Below are 17258 nucleotides of genomic sequence, written 5' to 3'. Positions count from 1 at the left end.
GGGGCGAACGCGGCAAGAATGGAACTCGGCGCCAATCGGAACTCAGCGCCAGATCGGCAGGCTCAGCCACCAGCCCCACCATTCCGGCCAGCCGCGGGTCCAGAACGGACCGCTGATGACGATGCAGACCGCGCTCCAGAACCCGGCCGAAAGGGCGAGGAACAGGCCGAGCCGGTGGATGCCGATCGTGCCGATCGAGTAGCCGATCGTGTCGCGGAAGAAGGTGTCCTCGTGCTCGGGGGTCTTGACCACCTCGCCCTTCGGCGGATTGGTCGAGGACAGGATCAAGGAGCCGTGCAGCGACAGGGCGAAGGTCGTCGTGAAGAAGAACGTCACGGCGAGCATGTGCGCCGGGTTGTAGTGGAAGTGGAGATACTGGTAGCCGACGTTCGACACCCAATCGAGATGGCTCAGGATCCCGTACGGGAAGCCGTGGCCCCAGGCCCCCATCAGCACGGGCCGGACCACCACCAGGGTGACGTAGGCGAAGATCGCCACCGAGAAGGCGAAGGGCACGTGGTAGCCGATGCCGAGCTTGCGGCAGATCTCGACCTCGCGCAGCGCCCAGGACCCGAAGGATCCGACGGCGCAGAAGGTGATGATCTGCCACAGGCCGCCCTCGCGTAAGGGGGCCAGCGCCAGGCCGTATTTGAGGTCGGGCGGCGCGATGTTGATCTGCCAGACGTTCCAGGTCGGCCCGAGCGCCGCGCCCCAGACGATCAGGCCGGTGCCGAGCAGGGTGAAGAACAGGCCCGTCACCCCGAAGAAGCCGACATAGAACGGCCCGACCCAGAAATCGAACAGGTCGCCGCCGAGCAGAGTGCCGCCGCGGACCCGGTATTTGCGCTCGAAGTTCAGCATGGCCATGGCGCGGCCCTCCCCGTCCGCAAAGAGCGTGGTGGCCGCGGGCGGGGCCGTGACGGCCCGTCCGCGGTGCGGAGGCGCTCCAGGGAGCACCCGGTCCGCCGGCCGGTCAGGTCGGCAGGACGTGGGTCTGCGCGATCTCCGCCTTCTTCGCCGCCGGGCCCTCCAACCAGTTGAACCGGTTGGTGCTGAGCAGGATGAAGTGGATGATCAGCGCGAGGACGAACAGGAAGGTGAAGAGCGCGACGAGCGTGCGGCGCGGGTCGAACAGAAGCCAGACCTTGTGCATGGCGTGTGCTCCTTGCCTACGAGATGAAGGGCAGGATGCCGGTGGCGGCATACTTCACGCCGCTCTCCAGCGCGGAATAGCCGTTGGGCCCGGGCAGCCAGGGCCGCCACAGCCAGACGAGGAAGTGCGCGACGACCGCGATCGCCGTGAAGATGATGAAGCTGGTGACGAAGATGCCGTGGAACTCCTTCGCCTCCTCTTCGGTGAGTCCTGACAGTACGCTGGGTTTGTCCATGCCGTTGGCCATTGCCGAACCTCCGGATGCGGATCCGCGCGGGGGCTCCCGCGCGGGCTTGCCCGGCCGCGACGGACGGGCGGTCTCTCCGCCGCCGGGGACGGCGGCGGAAACTCGGCCCAGAGGGAGTCAGGCCCGAGGGCCTCACCCCATGAAGGCGAAGGGGATGGCCGAGAGCGCCATCGCGCGGGCCTCGCCGAACACCGAGCGGCGGGGGCCGGCGACGCCCGGGCGCAGGCGCTGCACCAGGGCGGCGGCCAGGAAGACCGGGTAGGTCGCCGCCAGGATGGCCCGGAACTGGACCGCCTCCGAACGGGACCGCGACACCGTGAAGAAAGAACGGGACATGGTTCCGGCTCTCATGATCTCGGATCTCCTCCCTGCTCGCGGGATTCGCGAGGCGTCTCGGTGGCCGGCGCGACGGAGGCCGCGCCGGAAAAGGCTTCGGCCGTCAGGCGGCCGCGAGGGCGAGGCGGGCGCGCTCGACGCAAACACCGGTCACGCTGTCGGACCCGGCGCGCGTGGCCTCGCGCTCGGCGGCGTCGCGCAGGCGCTTGGCGAAGGAGATCCGCACCAGGACCGGGCTTTCCTCCACCGAGGCGTCGAGGCGCCGGCGGGCCTCGTCGTCCCAGGGAAGGGTGCGATGCGCGCGGGCCGGCGTCGCCTCGACGGCGTCCATGTCCCGCGACAGCGGCAGGATGTGGAAGAGCGCGTCGAACAGCGCGTTGCAGACTTCCTGGACCAGGTAGGTGGCGCCGGAATAGCCCATGAACGGCGTGCCGGTATGGCGCCGCACCACCGCGCCGGGGAACGAGGCCGGAATGAACATCGCCCTTCCCCCGCTCTCGGCGAGGTAGAGGCGCTCGTTGTAGGAGCCGAACAGGACCAAAGGCGGCGTCTCGCGGATGGCTTGTCGGACCGCCGCATTGTCGGGCTTGGCGCCGGCTTTTCGCGAGAAGGCGAACCGGCAGGGCAGGCCCATCTCGTCCTCGAGGAAGTTTCGCAGGCCGCGAGCGTAGGTGTCGGTCGCCACCACGCCGAAGCTCGCCGAGGCGAAGAAGTCCTGCGTCACCGAGCGCCAGAGGTCCCACAGGGGCTTCAGGGTCGTGTGCTTCTCCCGCTCGATGAACGGCTCGGGATCGACACCTAAGATCTCGCCGAGCGCGCGCAGGAACTTGGTGGTGCTGTGCACGCCGATCGGCGCCTGGAGGTAGGGCCGGTCGAGGGCCTCGCAGAGGAGGCGCCCGAATTCGCGGTAGAGGCAGATATTGGCATCGGCCTCGACGAGGCGCGGGATGTCGGACAGGTGGCTGCCCAGCGGAAAGACCAGGTTCACCTCGGCACCGATGCCTTCGACGAGGCGCCGGATCTCGGCGAGGTCGGAGGGCATGTTGAAGGTGCCGTAGGCCGGGCCGATCAGGTTGACCCGCGGCTTCACCCCCGGGGCCCGCTCCGGCCGGGGCGGGATCACGCCTTTCCTGGCCGCTTTCTTGGCGCCGTACTCGGCCCAGAGCCAGGACAGGGCCCGGTCGGCCGATTGCCACTGGTCCTCGTCGATGGTGCGGGGCAGGAAGCGCTGGAGGTTGGTGCCCTCCGGCGTGACGCCGCCGCCGATCATCTCGGCGATCGAGCCGGTGACGACGACGCTCGGCTCCTTCGGATCGAGCGTCGCGTGGGCGCGGCGCATCGCGCCTTCCGTGCCATGGCGGCCGAGCTCCTCCTCGGCGAGCCCCGTGACGACGATCGGCAATTCGTGCGGCGGCAGCGCGTCGGTATAGTGCAGCACCGAGGTCACCGGCAGGTTCTCGCAGCCCACCGGGCCGTCGATGACCACCTGGAGGCCCTTCACCGCGGTGAAGACGTAGACGGCGCCCCAGTAGCCGCCGGCGCGGTCGTGATCGAGGACGAGCATCAGGCCATCTCCCCGACCGGCTTCTCGGGCGCCGCACGCTTCACCGCCGCCCGTTTTTTCGGCACCTCTTCCCAGATCCCGGCGGCGTGGCCGGTGCCGACACCGGCGAAGAACGACCGCATGGCGTCGAACCGCTCGCGCTGTGCCATAGCGCCGTTGATCACTTGCGCGAGCGAACCGGCCCCGGCGACGCCCATCAGCGGGCGGGCCGAGATCAGGTTGGTGAAGTAGAGGGCGGGGATCGCCCGCTCCTTGGCCTTCTGCACCACCGGGGTCGTGCCGATGGCGAGATCGGGCCCGAACTCTTCCACCGCCGCGAGATCCTGCTCCAGGGAGGCGCGGAACTGCACCCGCGCGCCATGGGCCTCGAGCCAGTCGCGATCGGCCTCGGAATGCTTCGTGCGCGGGCAGGCGGTGCCGACATACGGCACCTCGGCGCCGCTCTCGATGAGGAGGCGGGCGACCAGCAGTTCCGAGCCCTCGTAGCCGGTGAGCGTGATCCGGCCGCGGATCGGGTTGGCGGCAAGGGCACCGCGGATCGCCGGCAGGAACCGGTTCTTGGCCGCCGCGACCATCGCGGGGGAGACGCCACAGGTCTCGCCGATCGCGTCGAGCCAGGCGGCGGTGCCGTCATGGCCGACGGGGGCCGAGGCGACCGCCGGGCGGCCCGCCGCCTCGAATTCGCGCAAGGACGCGGTGTAGAACGGATGGATCGCCGCCACCGCCGTGCAGTCGAGAGCGGCGTAGAGCTCGCGCCATTCCCGCGTCGGCACGACCGGGCCGGCGGCGAGTTCGAGCGGGTCGAGAAGCGCCCCGATCTGCATCGGATCGGCCGGGAACATCTCGCCGAGCAGCGCGATCGTCGGGCGGCCGTCGCGGGGCTGGCGCGGGGCGGCGACGGGGCCGTGCTCCGCCTCACCGCGCGCGACCTTCAGCATCGCGCCGGCGAGCACGTCCTTGGCCTCGGCATGCGTCGGCACGCCGAAACCCGGAACGTCGATCCCGATGATCCGCACCCCGTCGATCTCGCGGGGCAGGAGCCGCAGCGGCACGCCCGAGGCGGTCGGGACGCAGAGGTTGATGACCACGACCGCGTCGTGGAGCGCCGGATCGGCGGTCTCGCGCACCGCGTCGCGGATGTCCTCGAACAGCTTGCCGGTGACGAGCGTCTCGGAGTTGAACGGCACGTAGCCGACGGTCCGCCGCGCGCCGTAGAAATGCGAGGTGAAGGTCAGCCCGTAGACGCAGCAGGCCGAGCCCGACAGGATCGTGGCGGTGCGGCGCATCCGCAGGCCCACCCGCAGCGACCCGAAGGCCGGGCACATGCTCTGCGGCTGGTCGTGCGGGCCGACCGGATAGTCGCGCTTCAGGGCGTCCAGGGTCTCGCCCATGCCGGCGGCTTTCGCCGCGTTCTGCATCATCTCCTTGCCGGAATGGCAGCCGAGCCCGTCCTGCCGCGTCGCGTCCAGGTTGACCGGGGCATCGACAGGCTTTCGGGCGCGCAGCGCCTTGAGGTCGAGGGAGGCGCCCATGGTCACACCGCCTCGTAGACGACTTCGAGGGAGGGCTTTCGCGCGACGGCCCGGCCGCGCATGTCGGCGTCGCTCGCCGGATCGAGCACCACCCCGCGCCCGACCGCCTCGCCCTTGAACAGGCCGAGCAGTTGATCCTGGCTGAGCGGGGTCGGGCGATGCGGCAGGGCAGTGCCGATATTGTCGGCGAGTTCGGCAAAGAGCGGGCCCCAGCGCCCGTCCGGCCGGCCGATGATCTCGTAATTCGCGCTCTTCTTGCGGATGTCGTCGTCGGCGGGGATCGAGGCGAGGATCGGGATGCCGGCCGCTTCCGCGAAGGCCTGGGCCTCGCCGGTGCCGTCGTCCTTGTTGATGACGAGGCCGCCGACGCCGACATTGCCGCCGAGCTTGCGAAAATACTCCACCGCCGAGCAGACGTTGTTGGCGACGTAGAGCGATTGCAGGTCGTTCGAGCCGACGACGATGACCTTCTGGCACATGTCGCGGGCGATCGGCAGGCCGAAGCCGCCGCAGACCACGTCGCCCAGGAAATCGAGCAGGACGTAGTCGAAGCCCCATTCGTGGAAGCCGAGTTTTTCGAGGAGCTCGAAGCCGTGGATGATGCCGCGCCCGCCGCAGCCGCGGCCGACCTCCGGCCCGCCGAGCTCCATCGCGAAGACGCCGTCGCGCTTGAAGCAGACGTCGCCGATCTCGACCGATTCGCCGGCGAGCTTGCGCCGGGTCGAGGTTTCGATGATCGTCGGGCAGGCCCGGCCGCCGAACAGCAGCGAGGTCGTGTCGCTCTTCGGGTCGCAGCCGATCAGCAGCACCCGCTTGCCCTGCTGGGCCAGCATGTAGGACAGGTTGGCGAGGGTGAAGCTCTTGCCGATGCCGCCCTTGCCGTAGATCGCGATCACTTGCGTCTCGCGGGTCGCGGTGGTGGGCACCGGATCCGGCGGGATCGCGGCCTCGGCGCGCAGGATCGAGGCCTGGAGGGCGGCGCCGGTCAGCGAAGCGTTCATGACTGGGCTCTCCAATCGAGGACCATCTTGAGGCAGGCGGGATCGCCGAAGGCGACGGGATAGGCCTGCGCCGCCTCCCCGGCCGGGCGGCGATGGGTGACGAGACCGTCGAGGGACAGCGTCCCAGCGCCGGCCAGCGCCGCTACGGCGTCGAGGTCGCCGGGCTGCCACTGCGCCGCGACGCGGATGCGCGCCTCACGCAGGAAGGCCGGCGGGAAGGCGAAGGCGAGCGGCGCCTCGTAGAAGCCCGCCAGCACCACCTCGCCGCCGGGCTGGAGCCGGGCGATCAGGGTGTCGAGGAGGCCGGCATCGCCGCTGGCGTCGATGATGCGGGCGTAAGACGTCTCGTCCTGGCTCGGATCGATCACCGCGTAATCGTCGGCGCCGTCACGGCGGGCGGGATCGCGCTCCCACACCACCGGATCGAGGCCGGAGGCCCGCAGGAGGCGGGCGAGGAGCCGTCCGAGCACGCCGTGCCCGACGACGAGCTGGCGCCCTTCGGCCCGGCTACCTTCGAGCGCGTGACGGGCGGTGGCGGCGAGCGCCAGCAGGATGCCGCGCTCGCCCAGCGATTCGGGGATCGGCCGCAGCCGGCTCCCGGCGGAGACGAGGTGCGAGGCCGCGCCGCCGAACAGCCCGCGGACGGGACCGAAGCAGCGGGCGCCCGGCACGAACACCGTCTCGCCGACGAGCCGGCCGGATTCGGAGCCGGCCTCGACGACGATTCCGACGGATTCGTAGCCCGGCACCAGCGGGTAGCCCATGCCGGGAAAGTCCGGCATCCGGCCCGACCAGAGCAGCCGCTCGGTGCCGGTGCTGATGCCGCTCCACGCGACCGCCACGACGGCGTCCGTGGGGCCGGGCGCGTCGAGAGCGAGATCGGCGAGGCCGAGCCGTTCGGGACGGTCGAGGATCACGGCCTGCGCGTGCATGCGGTTCGGCCTCCCGCCTGATGCGGATGACGCCGCTCGAAGCGGCGAATGTCATCTTAGTTCAACATCATCATGCGTCAAGTTTACTTTACACTTTTACCGCGGGCTGCATCGGTCAGGGAGCCGTCGCGACGAGCAGGCGGACCAGCATCGGGCGCCGGGTCCGGTGCTCGCGCACCCGCGCGAAGCCCGCCTCGCGGAGCATGCCGGTGAGCTCGCCCGGCGTGCGCGGCCGGCCGCTTCCCATGGCGAGGAGGTAGAAGCCGAAATAGGCGTCGCCGACCGGCTCGGCGCCGGGCGTGCCGGCCATCGGCTCGGCGAGAAGCAGCGTGCCGCCGGGAGGCAGCGCCGCGCGGGCCGCCTTCAGGAGCGCGAGGGCGGGCCCGTCGTCGTGGTCGTGGATCACGCGCACCAGCGACACCGCATCGGCCCCATGCGGCAGCCCCTCGTGAAAGCTGCCGCCGCGGGCCGTCATGCGCCCCGCCAGCCCCTCGGCGGCGAAGCGGCGTTCGGCCCGGGCGGCGACCGGCGGCAGATCGAACAACGTGACGTGCAGCCGAGGAGCGCTTCGCGCCGCCTCGACCGCAAAGGCGCCCTCCCCGCCACCGACCTCGAGGAGATGAGCGTGAGGCTTGAGCGGATAGGCGTCGAGGATGTCGTGGGCGACCAGCGCCTGCGAGGCGCCCATCAGGGCGCTGTAGGATTCGACCGCCGCTCCATCGATGCCGGCCGGATCGTCGGAACCCGCATAGGCCCAGTAGCCCGAGAGCCGGGTCGGCGCGTGCGTGCCGCGCAGCAGCGCCACGGGATCGCGCAGGTCGTCGTACAGCATGGCGTGATGCGCGACCATCGCGGCGACGGACGGGTTGCCGAGGAGCGCCGCGCCGAGATCGCCGAGGGCGAAGCGCCCGTCGCGCAAGGCGGTCACGAGGTTCAAGGAGGCGGCGGCGCGCAGGAGGCACAGCGCCCGGTCGGGCGGCAGGTCGAGGCGCCGGGCGAGGTCGTCGGGAGCGAGGGGGCCGTCGGCGAGGATCCGGAACAGGTCGAGGCGCAAGCACGCCGCCAGCACCTGCGCGTAGACGAAGCCGGCGCAGAGATCGAACAGGGCGCTGGCGTTGCGGTGCGCGGTCGGCCGGGTGAGCGGGAAGGCGGCGGCGAAGCGCTGGAAGCGGGGGCTCGCGATCAGGCGGTGGCGCCAGGCGAGGAGGCGGTCGCGCCATCCGGGATGTGACGGCGAGGCGATCGGGGCTGTCGGAAGTGCGTGCGGGCCGGGCCTCATGACCCTCCCCCCTCTGCGCAGGGCTGTCTGTGGAAGGGTCTGTCGCGGGCAATCCCCTCTCCCCGCGGGCGGGGAGAGGGCCGACTACACCTTGTCGTGTCGTCGGCAAGCGCAGGCGCAGCCGGAGCGAGGGTGAGGGGGGGGTGCCGGAGGAGTCTCATCCGGAACCGCCCCCTCACCCTCGCCCTGCGGGCTCGCCGCGAACCCGACAGGGGGTTCGCAGCCCTCTCCCCGCCCGCGGGGAGAGGGGAAACCCGCGCCTTTTCCTGTCCCCGGACAGTCCTTTGCAGAGGGGGAAGGGTTCGTGCGCGAGCGACCCCGGCCATCGCTTCAAGCCACCAGGCTCTGCGCCAGCCGCGCCGGCAGGAAGAGCCGGGTCTGGGCCAAAATCTCCTCCCGCAACGCCGCGACCCCGGGGCAATCGGGAATGACCTCCATCGCCTCGTGGGCAAGGTCGGAGAGGCGGCGCAGGGCCCCGTCCATGCCGAGGAGGGCCGCCGCGTTGGGGCGCCCGAGGGTGACGTCGCGCCCGACCGGCTTGCCGACCTCCTCCTGGCGGCAGGCGACGTCGCGCAAGTCGTCCGCGACCTGGTAGGCCTCGCCGAGATATTCGCCGAGCAGCCGCCAGCCCATCGGCTCGGCCCCGGCCGAGGCGGCACCCGTCACGGTGGCGGCGGCGAAGAGCGCCCCGGTCTTCGCCTGCTGGTAGGCCGAGAGCCCGACCTGCGGCTCGGATTCCCAGGCCTGTCCCGCCACGATGCCGGCGGGCGAGCCCACGGCGCGGGCCACCAGCCCGACGAGGGCGGGCAGGCGCGCGGGACGGCGGGCCGCGCCGCGAGCGAGCGTCTCGAAGGCGAGCACGATCAGCGCGTCTCCCGTCAGGACCGCCACCGGCTCGCCGTAGGCGACATGGACCGCCGGCTTCCGGCGCCTTTCCGCCGCGTCGTCGAAGCAGGGCAGATCGTCGTGGACCAGCGAGGCGCAGTGCAGGAGCTCGATCGCCGCGGCGGCGGCGTCCGTCGTCGCCGGGTCGTCGTCGCCGCAGGCGCGCGCCACCGCGAGGCAGAGCCTGGGCCGGATCCGGTGGCCGCCCGGGAAGACCGCGTAGCGGATCGCCTCCGCCAGGCGCGGCGGGGCGCCCGGCGCCTCCGCGTAGGACACGGCCACGTCCAGGGCCTGCTCGATGCGCCGACCGTCGTCCATGCGTTCCTCCTTGGGATCCTGCCGCGCACCGGTCACGGTCCGTCGTCTCGCGTCGTCGTCCCGGGCCTCGCGTCGAGGCGTCATTTTGTTTGAACATTTCAAACTGTCAATTTAGATTGACAGTGACGAGGGAGGATCGACGCCGTGCCGGACGAACGGGTGGTGGTGATCGGTGCAGGGATCGGCGGCCTCGTCGCCGCCCTGAGGCTCGCCGCCGCCGGCCTGCCGGTGACCCTGGCCGAGAAGGCGGAAACTCCCGGCGGCAAGATGCGCCGGGTCCCGGCCGGGCCGCTCACGGTCGAGGCCGGGCCGACGGTCTTCACCATGCGGTGGGTCTTCGACGAGATCTTTTCGGAGTGCGGCGCGGACCTCTCCCGGCGCGTCGCCCTGCGGCCGGCCGACATCCTCGCCCGTCACGCCTGGGGCGCGGGCGAGCGCCTGGACCTCTTCGCCGATCCGGACCGGTCCGCCCGGGCCATCGCGGATTTCGCGGGTCCCCGGGAGGCCGAGGGCTTCTTGCGCTTCCGCGAGCAGGCCGGCGCGATCTACCGCGCCCTCGAAGGACCGTTCATCCGCGGCGAGCGGCCGAGCCCCCTCGACCTCGTGCGGCGGGCCGGGCCGCGCGGCCTCGGCGGGCTGATGCGGATCCAGCCCTTCACCACCCTGTGGGCGGCATTGGGCGAGCATTTTCGCGATCCGCGCCTGCGCCAGCTCTTCGGCCGCTACGCCACCTATTGCGGCTCCTCGCCGTTTTCCGCCCCCGCGACCCTGATGCTGGTGGCGCATGTCGAGATGGCGGGGGTCTGGACCGTGGCGGGGGGCCTGTCGCGGCTGGCGGGCGCCGTGGCGGAACTCGCCGCCGAGCACGGGGCGGAGCTGCGCTACGGCACCGCCGTCGAGCGGATCCTGGTCGAGGGCGGGCGGGTCGCCGGCGTTCTCCTCGCCACCGGCGAGCGGCTGCCCGCCACCGCCGTGGTGGCGAATTGCGACGCCGCCGCCCTGGCCGAGGGGCTGTTCGGGCCGGAGGGCGCCCGGGCGGCCGATCCGGTACCGGAGCGCGAGCGCTCGCTCTCGGCGGTGACCTTCGCGGTGGCGGGGCGGCCCGAGGGCTTTCCGCTCGTGCGCCACAACGTCTTCTTCTCGGGCGACTACGCCGCCGAGTTCGCCGACCTCACCGACCGCGCCCGCCCGCCGCGGGACCCGACCGTCTACGTCTGCGCGCAGGATCGTGGCGATGACGGCGCGCCGCCGGAGGCGCCGGAAGCCCTGCTCTGCCTCGTCAACGCGCCGGCCCGCGGCGCCGCCCTGTCGCCTCAGGAGATCGCCCGATGCCACGACACGATGAGCCGGCGGCTCTCCGCCTGCGGCCTGACGATCGACGAGACGGCGCAAACCACCACGACGCCGGCGGATTTCGAAAAATTGTTTCCGGCGACGGGCGGGGCGCTCTACGGCCGGGCGTCGCACGGCTGGATGGCGTCGTTCCGCCGTCCGGGCGCGCGCACGAAGCTGCCGGGGCTCTACCTGGCGGGGGGCAGCGCCCATCCGGGGCCGGGCGTGCCGATGGCGGCGCAATCGGGGCGGCTCGCGGCGGCGAGCCTTCTGCAGGACCTCGCTTCGACCTCCCCGTCGCGCCGGGCGGCTATGCCTGGTGGTACGTCGATGCGGTGAGCGACGACGGGCAGCACGGCCTCACGATCATCGCGTTCCTCGGCAGCGTGTTCTCGCCCTACTACGCCTGGAGCGGGCGCGGCGACCCGATCAACCATTCGGCGATCAACGTGGTGCTGTACGGTCGCCCCAAGGCCTGGGCGATGACCGAGCGCAGCCGCCGCCACGTGAACCGGACCGCCACCTCGCTCGCCATCGGCCCGAGCTCCCTCGACTGGGACGGCACCAGCCTGACGATCCGGGTCGACGAGGTGACGACCCCCCTACCCTCGCGGCTCGCGGGCACGATCCGGGTCCGCCCCGGCGGGTTCACGCCCGCCCCCTTCACCCTCGACGGCGAGGGCCGCCACCGCTGGTGGCCGCTCGCTCCCTCCTCGCGGGTCGAGGTCGCGTTCGACAAGCCCTCGTTGCGCTGGAGCGGCCACGCCTATTTCGACACCAACGAGGGCGACGTGCCCTTGGAGGACTCCTTCAGGAGCTGGACCTGGTCGCGCGCGACGCTGACGCACGGCGCGGCGATCCTCTACGACGTCGAGCGGCGCGACGGCAGCCGCCAGGACCTGTCCCTGCGCTTCGACCCCGACGGCACCCCGCGCCCGATCGCGCCGCCGGTCCCTGCCGCGCTCCCGCGCACGCTCTGGCGCTTGCCCCGCGCCACCCGCAGCGACGACGGGCAGGCCGCTCTGCTGCGCCGCTTCGAGGACGCACCGTTCTACTCCCGCTCGCTCCTCTCGGCGCGGATCTGCGGCGAGGCGGTGCGGCCGGTCCACGAATCGCTCGACTGCGACCGGCTCACCCACCCGCTGGTGCGGTTCATGCTGCCCTTTCGCATGCCCCGTCCCCGGCATTGAGCCTGCCGCGCCACCCGCCCCCGGAGACCGCCATGGTGGAGACCGCGAAACTGGAGAAGGCCGAGAAGGAGGGCGGGTGGCTGACCCGGCTCTCGGCTTTCGTCTTCCTGCATACCGAGCACGCGATCTACGCGGCTTTGGGCGTGCTCCTGGCGCTGACCGCCGTGATGGCGCTGATCGATGCCGCCGGCATGACCCTCAAGGCGGTGACCGCGGTCGGCGCCGCCGCGCAGCTCCTCGACGTGGTCGACCGGCTGCTCTTCCTGCTGATGCTGGTCGAGATCCTGCACACGGTGCGGGTGTCGATGCGCTCGGGCCGGCTGACCTGCGAGCCGTTCCTGATCGTCGGGCTGATCGCCTCGATCCGGCGCGTGCTGGTGCTGACGCTCCAGACTGCCGAGCAGATGCACGCCACCGAGTGGAGCCCGCAGAAGGAGGCCTTGTTTCGCGCCTCGATGATCGAGCTCGGCGTGCTCGCCGGGCTGATCCTGGTGATGGTGGCGTCGATCTTCCTGCTCCACCGCGCCCGGGACACCGGCGCGCCGGCGGGAGAGGAGTAGCGTGGGGCCGAGGCGTGCAACCCCCGCCGGCCGCACGGCATTGACGGGGTTGGAATCCGGTGAAACCGAAGGAGGCGCGTGATGGGCTTGCTGTTCTTCCTGGTCTTCGTCTGCCCGTGGATCGTGGTGGCGTTCCTCTCCGCTCGCGGCACGCTGGTGAAGCCGAAAACCCTCCTGAACTGAGGCGCGATCCCCGCGCGATGCGCCGGCCGCGCAGCGACCGGCGCATCGTCATCGGGTGCGGTTCAGGAGGCACCGCCACCACGAGGATCGCCCCGCACCCGACCGCCGGGCCTGTTCCTCGGCGGCCTCCTGCGTCAGGCGGTGGACCAGCGGGTTGCACGCCTCCTGATCGGCGATGAGCGCCGAGGCGGGTTGCGCCGGAAGGCCATGCCGCACCCGGTACGCTGCCGCGTCGAAATCCGCCGACGAGGCGAGATCCCGCCGCGCGCCGTGGCGCAGCAGGTGCGCGAAGGCGTCGCGGTTGCGGCCGATCTCGGCGCCGTAGCGCGCGAGGTAGTGGGCGAGGTCGAAGCGGGAATTGGGTGCGTAGAGCTGGCTGCGGCGATGGGTGAGGTAGTGCCGCAGCGCAGAGGTGCCGGGGCGCAAGGCGTAGACGCGCGCGTACCAGGCCGGCTCGAAATAGGGGATTGGCCGGTAGCCTGAGCGCTCGCCGATCCGGATATAGTGGCAGAGCGGGTTCACGCCCTCCGGATTCCCGCCGAGATACAGCGCTGCGTACCAGGCTGGATCGCAATAGAGGTTCGGGCGCCGACCCTCGCGGGCGCCGAAGCGGCAGAAATGCTCCAGCGGATCCGCCCCGTCCGCCACGACATCGGGCGATTCGAGCAGGTAGTGGTTGACGTCGAACAGCCCGGAGCGGGCGATGAGGTCGTCGTCGCTGGCTCTCGTCATGGCGCGCCGGGGAAACGACGGCCATCCGGGGTATCGGGCGCGACGGCGGAGCGGGCGCCGGACCGGCTGGCGCCCGTCACGACGCCACGACCGACGCGTAGTGATGCGTCGTCTCGAAATGCAGCTCGACCCGCGAGCCGGCGATCCAGTCCGTCGCGTACTGCGTCTGGCCGCGGCAGCGGGCGATGAGGTCGGCGCGCTCGTTGGGGATCGCCAGGTGGTCGGTCGGCCACTCGTTGCGGATCCGCAGGAGGCTGTAGCCGAGGCCGAGCAGGTGCTCCATCACCGCCTTGGAGCTGGAGCCGTGCCGGCGCAGGTGCTCCTCCTCGATCTCGATGAACAGAACCGGGCGGTCACGGGCGATGAGGTCCTGCATCCCGGCGAGCGCCGCGGCCTCCGCGCCCTGGATGTCCATCTTGACGAGGGCGATCGGCGGCAGGGGCAGGTCGTCGAGCCGGACCGTGAAGACGAGGTCTCCGGCCTGGCCGGCGCTGCTCCGGCCGATGCCGGTATGGCCGATATTGACGGTGCCGGCCGCCGTCAGGGTCGCCTCCAGCGGCTCCATCTCGACCGTGTCGCCGGAGCGGTCGGTCACCGCCATCTTGTAGGTGCGGACGTGGTCGCAGCGGTTGGCCAGCACGTTCTGCTGCAGGAGCGAGAAGCACAGGTCGAGCGGCTCGAAGGCGTGGACCGAGCCGCGCGGGACGAGGCCGGCGAGCCGGACCGTGTGGTAGCCGAGATTGGCGCCGAGATCGACGACGTGCGAGGCCTCGTCGAGGACCAGGCGGGCGAAGTCGATCAGGTGCGGCTCCCACTCGCCGGTCTGGGCGATCGTCCGGCCGATGAAGTCCTGCTCCACCACCAGGAAGGCGCCGTGTCGCGCCTCGACCCGGCGGAAGCTCGGCGCGAAACGAGGCGCGGGTGCGGGCGCGCGCAAGCCCCCGATCAGGCGCTGCCACTCCGGCACGCGGGCGGTCCAGTCGTAGGTCAGGCGGCAATGCGCCTGCTGGGCCGCCGCCCGCTCGGGTTCCCCCCGCCACGGATCGGCGATTTCCTCGGCGAGGATCGCTGCGAAGACGCGCGCGTGCTCGGCCGGATCGGCGACGAAGGGGTAGAGGCGGGCAAAACCGGCGGTGGTCTCCGGCAGCGCTCCGTGGCTCGGGCAGATCACCCGGCAGCCCGCCGCCATCGCCTCGATGACGGCGATGCAGGAGGTTTCCGCGAAGGTGTTCGGATAGGCCAGGATGTCGATGTCGGCCAGCGCCGCGCGCAGCTCGGCATTGGGCAGGAGCCCGTGGTAGTGCACGTTCGGCAGCGCCGCCGCCCGGGCATAGAGTTCGGCGTAGGGCGCGTCGTCGGCACCCGGGCCGTAGAGCTTGTGCGACGACCAGACGTGCAGCTCGGCCGCCTCGGGCGCGGCCTGCGCCCAGGCGTCCAGCAGCACCGACAGCCCGCGATAGGGCGTGCTGGTATAGGCGACCTTGAGGGGACGGCGCCGGCCGGGGGCGCGGTCGCGCTCCGGCACCTCGGTGGCGTTGCGCAGCACCAGGCAGCGCTCGGCCGGGAGGGCGAAGGTGGCGAGGTACTGCGCCCGCTGCCACTCGGAGACGAAGACGAAGCGCGCCACGCGGGCGACCTTGGCCGGCTCGCGGAGCCAGGCCACGGCCGGCTGGTCGGGGGCGTGGTGGATCCAGACCACGAGCGGGCGCCCGTCGATCCGGCCCTCGTCGTAGCCGTTGAGGCAGAGCTGAATACCCGCGAGCGCCGGCCCGAGACGCCGCGACAGGCCCTCGTGCATCAGCTCCGTTCCGCCCTGCGGGCGCGTCGGCACCCAGGGCGCGGCGCGGGTCAAGCCGGACCAGAAGCCCGGCAAGTCGCTCGGGGCGAGGCCCGGGCGGGTCGTCTGCAGGAAGCCGCGCCGCCCTTCGAGGGGGATCGGCAGCTTCTCGAGGGCGAAGCGGGCATTGACGGCGAAGCGCTGGCGCTCGCCCTCCGGCGCCGTCGGGCAGGCCATGAGGTCGAGGCAGGCGGCAAGGCTGTGCCAGTAATGGCCGGCCCAGTAGGCGTTGACCGCGTATTCGTCCCGCAGGCCGTAGTCGTAGATCCAGGGCTCGATGAACAGGGCGCCCTCCGGCAGCCTGAAGGTCAACGCGGCTTCGGCCAAGCGGAAGCCCTCCTCGTAGCGCTCGGCGAGGCGGCAGACGTGGCTGGCATAGTGATGGGCCTCGACCCGGTGCGGGCAGAGCGCGATCGCCCGGCGACAGACCGCCAGGGTGTCGTCCACGGGGCGCCCGAGGCCCGGCATCAGCCGGGCGGCGGCAAGCAGCGCGACGTAGACCTCCTCCTGCCAGTATCCGAGATCCGCCCGCCGCAGGTAGGCGGCCACCGCCTGCTCGTGGGCGCCGTAATCGCGGTAGCTCTGGGCGAGGTAGAAGGTGTAGCGGGCGATGAAGAACGGGTCCGTCTCCGTCGCCAGCGCCGCCTCCAGGATCGCGGCGTCGCGCCGGTAGGTCTCGCCGTCGCGGCGGCGGGCGCCGTCGTGGTTGCGCCGCATGGTCAGGTCGATGACGGCGCGGTTCGTCGCTTCCGGACATTCGACGAATTCGTGCAGCACCCCGCGGTAGCGCCACGGCAGGGTGTTCCGCACCAGCTGGATCCGCCGGTAGGTCAGCGGGGCATCCGTGATGGTGACCTCGTAGGCCTCCGCCGTGAGGTCGGGCAGCCCGTAGCCGGGCGGCAGGAGCATCTCGTCGTCGGCGTCGATGACCAGGGTGTAGGTGCCGTGGGCGCGCGCCAGCGCCAGGGCCTCGGAGCGGTTATGGGCGAAATCGACCCAAGGGCGCTCGACCAACTCGCCCGGCAGGTCGGCCAGGATTGCCCGCACCCGGTCCTGGGTCCCGTCGGTGGAGCCGGTATCGACGACGATCCAGTGATCGATGAGCGGGCGCACCGATTCCAGGCACCGGCGGATCACCGGCGCCTCGTTCTTGACGATCATCGCGAGGCAGACGGTCTGGCCGGATGGGGTCATGCGGGTTCCTGGTGACGGGCGGAGGCGCCGGGGATCGCCGGGTGAGACGGTTCGGGCGGGGATGATCCGAGAATGAGTCCGGGACGCGGCCTGGGTGGAATCGCCTCCCCCGGGCTGCCGCGGCCCTGTCACGACGAGGCCCGCGGCGCGCCCGTCGGGGCGCCGCGGGCCGGGTTCGTCGCGGAAGGTCGCGCCGGCCGGAGCCGGCGCGGCGTCCTCAAGCCCGCCGCAAGAGGCGCGCGAGGACCGAGCGCCCGGCCTTGACCTCGGCCTCGACCTCGGCCTTGGCGGCGAGCCGGGCCCGGACCCGCTCGACGACCGGGCCGTGGAGGACGACCGGCGCGCAGGCCAGCTCCAGGTTCAGCGCCGAGGCGACGAGGTCCGGGTGCAGGGTGACCGGGCCGTCGTGGTTCTCGAAGGTGCCGCGGTTGCCGCAATCGAGGTAGCTCTCGGCGGGCAGGCCGTCGGCGACCAGGACGTCGTGCACCGCCAGCTCGACGTGGTGGTAGACCACCTCCGAGCGGTCGAGCTGCACCACCGACGTGCCGTTGACGAGCACACCGGCCGGGATCAGCACGTCCTCGACGAAGAGCGCGTGGCCGGGCGAGACGACGAGGTCGCGGTGCGGCAGGCCGGGGCCGAAGGCGTGCGCGGCGACCCGGACCGGCTGGGCCCGCTCGGGCTGCGGATGGCGCCGCAGGTCGAGATGGCGGTGGCCGACCCAAGCGACGGCGACCGTCTCGCCCGAAGCGGTGACGACGGCGTCGCCGGGCCGCAGGGCCTCGACCGGACGCTCACCCTCCGGCGTCAGGATCATCGTTCCGGACGCGAAGCAGATGACCGGACCGGTCGGGCCGGTGGCCCCGGTCGGGCCGTCGGCACCCGTCGGACCGGTCGCGCCCGTGGCACCCGCGGACCCGGTGGCACCCTGGGCCCCCGTCGCGCCCTGGGAACCGGTGGCACCCGCGGACCCGGTGGCACCC

The 17258-nt window shown here is 72.0% G+C and carries 16 protein-coding genes; 3 read left to right on the top strand and 13 right to left on the bottom strand.

What is annotated here, in order from left to right; all coding sequences use genetic code 11:
- Window positions 1–42: 42 nt before the first annotated feature.
- The 10 genes from pufL to QR78_RS08545 form a co-directional block, all read right to left on the bottom strand.
- Window positions 43–867, bottom strand: coding sequence for a photosynthetic reaction center subunit L (pufL, locus tag QR78_RS08590; RefSeq protein WP_048427089.1), 825 nt, complete (start codon window positions 865–867; stop codon window positions 43–45).
- A gap of 106 nt (window positions 868–973) precedes the next feature.
- Window positions 974–1153: a light-harvesting antenna LH1, alpha subunit gene (gene pufA / locus QR78_RS08585; protein WP_048427088.1), complete on the bottom strand. Its 180-nt coding sequence runs from the start codon at window positions 1151–1153 to the stop codon at window positions 974–976.
- Window positions 1154–1169: 16 nt separating this feature from the next.
- Window positions 1170–1400 (bottom strand): light-harvesting antenna LH1, beta subunit, encoded by a 231-nt coding sequence (gene pufB / locus QR78_RS08580; RefSeq protein WP_048427087.1) that lies wholly within the window; start codon window positions 1398–1400, stop codon window positions 1170–1172.
- Window positions 1401–1532: 132 nt separating this feature from the next.
- Window positions 1533–1736 carry a hypothetical protein gene (locus QR78_RS08575; protein WP_048427086.1) on the bottom strand — a complete coding sequence of 68 codons (204 nt, stop codon included), beginning with the start codon at window positions 1734–1736 and terminating at the stop codon, window positions 1533–1535.
- Window positions 1737–1839: 103 nt separating this feature from the next.
- Entirely contained in the window at window positions 1840–3300 is a 1461-nt protein-coding gene (bchZ, locus tag QR78_RS08570; protein WP_048427085.1) for a chlorophyllide a reductase subunit Z, read from the bottom strand.
- Window positions 3300–4832 (bottom strand): chlorophyllide a reductase subunit Y, encoded by a 1533-nt coding sequence (gene bchY / locus QR78_RS08565; protein ID WP_048427084.1) that lies wholly within the window; start codon window positions 4830–4832, stop codon window positions 3300–3302. Before bchY ends, bchZ begins: the two co-directional genes overlap by 1 nt.
- 2 nt (window positions 4833–4834) lie before the next feature.
- Window positions 4835–5833 carry a chlorophyllide a reductase iron protein subunit X gene (locus QR78_RS08560; RefSeq protein ID WP_048427083.1) on the bottom strand — a complete coding sequence of 333 codons (999 nt, stop codon included), beginning with the start codon at window positions 5831–5833 and terminating at the stop codon, window positions 4835–4837.
- The gene (bchC, locus tag QR78_RS08555; protein ID WP_048427082.1) at window positions 5830–6765 is read right to left on the bottom strand and encodes a chlorophyll synthesis pathway protein BchC; all 936 of its coding nucleotides are present in this window, start codon (window positions 6763–6765) and stop codon (window positions 5830–5832) included. Before bchC ends, QR78_RS08560 begins: the two co-directional genes overlap by 4 nt.
- Before the next feature lie 115 nt (window positions 6766–6880).
- Entirely contained in the window at window positions 6881–8044 is a 1164-nt protein-coding gene (locus QR78_RS08550) for a methyltransferase (protein ID WP_048427081.1), read from the bottom strand.
- Window positions 8045–8374: 330 nt separating this feature from the next.
- Entirely contained in the window at window positions 8375–9247 is an 873-nt protein-coding gene (locus QR78_RS08545) for a polyprenyl synthetase family protein (RefSeq protein ID WP_048427080.1), read from the bottom strand.
- Window positions 9248–9391: 144 nt separating this feature from the next.
- Here QR78_RS08545 and crtD point away from each other — a divergent pair, with 144 nt between their 5' ends.
- From crtD to QR78_RS08530, 3 genes are read left to right on the top strand one after another with little or no spacing between them, the layout of a single operon-like run.
- On the top strand, window positions 9392–10918 hold the full coding sequence (crtD, locus tag QR78_RS08540) for a 1-hydroxycarotenoid 3,4-desaturase CrtD (RefSeq protein ID WP_048427079.1): 1527 nt from the start codon (window positions 9392–9394) through the stop codon (window positions 10916–10918).
- Entirely contained in the window at window positions 10915–11769 is an 855-nt protein-coding gene (locus tag QR78_RS08535; RefSeq protein ID WP_048427078.1) for a carotenoid 1,2-hydratase, read from the top strand. The genes crtD and QR78_RS08535 overlap by 4 nt, the downstream gene beginning before the upstream one ends.
- A 32-nt stretch (window positions 11770–11801) precedes the next feature.
- On the top strand, window positions 11802–12329 hold the full coding sequence (locus QR78_RS08530) for a phosphate-starvation-inducible PsiE family protein (protein ID WP_244276385.1): 528 nt from the start codon (window positions 11802–11804) through the stop codon (window positions 12327–12329).
- Between the two features lie 231 nt (window positions 12330–12560).
- On the opposite strand, the gene QR78_RS08525 is transcribed toward QR78_RS08530, so the two are convergent.
- From QR78_RS08525 to QR78_RS08515, 3 genes are all read right to left on the bottom strand, one after another.
- Window positions 12561–13244: a hypothetical protein gene (locus QR78_RS08525; protein WP_089504154.1), complete on the bottom strand. Its 684-nt coding sequence runs from the start codon at window positions 13242–13244 to the stop codon at window positions 12561–12563.
- A gap of 76 nt (window positions 13245–13320) precedes the next feature.
- Window positions 13321–16275 (bottom strand): FkbM family methyltransferase, encoded by a 2955-nt coding sequence (locus tag QR78_RS32565; RefSeq protein ID WP_082171710.1) that lies wholly within the window; start codon window positions 16273–16275, stop codon window positions 13321–13323.
- A 217-nt stretch (window positions 16276–16492) separates the two neighbouring features.
- Window positions 16493–17258: Hint domain-containing protein (locus QR78_RS08515; protein WP_048427077.1), on the bottom strand; the 766-nt coding region annotated here is incomplete at its 5' end.

Origin of the sequence: Methylobacterium indicum (assembly GCF_001043895.1) — a bacterium.
In the GTDB taxonomy this organism is placed as follows: domain Bacteria; phylum Pseudomonadota; class Alphaproteobacteria; order Rhizobiales; family Beijerinckiaceae; genus Methylobacterium; species Methylobacterium indicum.
This window is presented reverse-complemented; position numbering and strand designations above follow the sequence as displayed.